Below are 1639 nucleotides of genomic sequence, written 5' to 3'. Positions count from 1 at the left end.
GCCTGAGGCGGCCCCGCCGTAGTCGTGCTCGACCGGTCGCGGTCCGGTGCGGTCAGCCGAACTGCTGCTCCAGGTCCTTGAGTTTGCGCTCCAGTGAGTCCAGCCGGGGCAGCGTCTGGGTGTCGTCCTCGGCGGTGAGATCCACCGTCCGGGACTCCGCGCCCCTGGCGTCAGCGCCCCTCACGGCCTGTAGGGAGGGCCGGGGTCGAAGCGGCAGTTGTCCCGGGTCCGCTATGGCGGGCTCCGCGACCGACGGGCCGACGCCCGTCGCCGCGGAGCCGCCGCCGGCGGACAGTGACGGCACGTCGACCTGACGTCCGCCGCCCCGCCCGAGCCCGAAGGCCCGGTGCTGCCCGGCGATCGCTCTGAGTCTCGCCCGGTCGAGCTTCTCCTGCTCGCGCCTGCGGAGCCGGTTCTGCTGCTTCTCCCGCCGGTCCTCGCGGACCTCGTCGACCGCTTCGTCCAGGGTGCGTACGCCCTCCAGGAGCATCAGCGACCACGCGGCGAAGGTCTCCCGGGGGGCGCGCAGCCAGCGGACGATCCGGATCTGCGGCAGCGGGCGGGGCACCAGGCCCTGCTCGCGCAGCGCCGCCCGGCGAGTCTGCTTGAGGGCCCGGTCGAACAGGACCGCCGCCGACAGCGACATGCCCGCGAAGAACTGCGGGGCGCCGTCGTGGCCCAGGCCCCGTGGGGCGTGCACCCAGTTGAACCAGGCGGCCGCGCCGGCGAAGGTCCAGACGAGGAGTCGGGAGCCGAGGGCGGCGTCGCCGTGGCTGGCCTCGCGAACCGCGAGCACCGAGCAGAACATGGCCGCGCCGTCGAGGCCGAACGGGACGAGGTACTCCCAGCCGCCGGAGAGGTTGAGGTTCTGCCGGCCGAAGCCGACGAGTCCGTGGAAGGAGAGCGCGGCGGCCACCGCGGCACAGCAGAAGAGCAGGATGTAGGAGGCGGTGCCGTAGATCGCTTCCTTGCGGCGGCGGCGCTCCTCGTTTCGTTCCCAGGAGTCGTCGGCCGAGGACTGGTCACCGGCGCGCTTGCCGCGCGCGAGCACCGCCACCGCCGTCAGGACTCCGACGAGCATCACGCCGCCCGGAAGCAGCCAGTCCAGCGATATGTCGGTCAGTCTCATGCGGTGTCCCTTGCATCGCGTAGGGCGTTTCGGCGGCCCATACTGGCCGACGCCCGGGGCTCCTCAGGGGGTTTCGGAGCAAGAGCACGCCAATGAGGCGGCGCTGCATACGAATAGGTGCGATCTGCTCGAACTGCGGTACTGGTTACGCGAGTTGTGTTCGATTCATGCCACCCGCACGGGTGGCATGAAATGCGGTGACCGCCGGTCAGGCCGCCGTGGTCAGCCGGCGCAGACGCTCGGCGTCACAGGTGCGCGGGCACGTCACGCAGGTGTCCTCGGGGCGCAGCGTGTAGAAGAGGCAGCAGCTCGCCCGGTCCCGGGTCGGCAGGGCCGCACCGTCCGGCGCGGCCAGCTCGCGGAAGCCCGCCGCGCCGACGTACGGCTTCGCCGTGCCCGGCAGCAGCAGTTCCAGCTCCGCCATCGCCCGCGGCTCCTCGCCGAGCAGTGCGCCGACGTACCAGAGCCCCTCGACGATCTCGTCCGTCGCCATGCCCCACAGGGCCCGCC

2 protein-coding genes are annotated in these 1639 nt (G+C 72.4%); both read right to left on the bottom strand.

From position 1 onward, the window contains the following. Positions 1-52: 52 nt before the first annotated feature. On the bottom strand, positions 53-1129 hold the full coding sequence (locus tag VIU94_RS24720; RefSeq protein ID WP_331914219.1) for a DUF2637 domain-containing protein: 1077 nt from the start codon (positions 1127-1129) through the stop codon (positions 53-55). Between the two features lie 208 nt (positions 1130-1337). Next, positions 1338-1639 (bottom strand): (2Fe-2S)-binding protein (locus tag VIU94_RS24715; protein WP_331914217.1); only part of this gene is annotated, 302 nt, incomplete at its 5' end.

Source organism: Streptomyces sp. (genome assembly GCF_036566765.1).
In the GTDB taxonomy this organism is placed as follows: Bacteria; Actinomycetota; Actinomycetes; order Streptomycetales; family Streptomycetaceae; genus Streptomyces.
The sequence above is the reverse complement of the archived record's forward strand: the minus strand, read 5'-3'. Positions and strand labels throughout refer to the sequence as shown.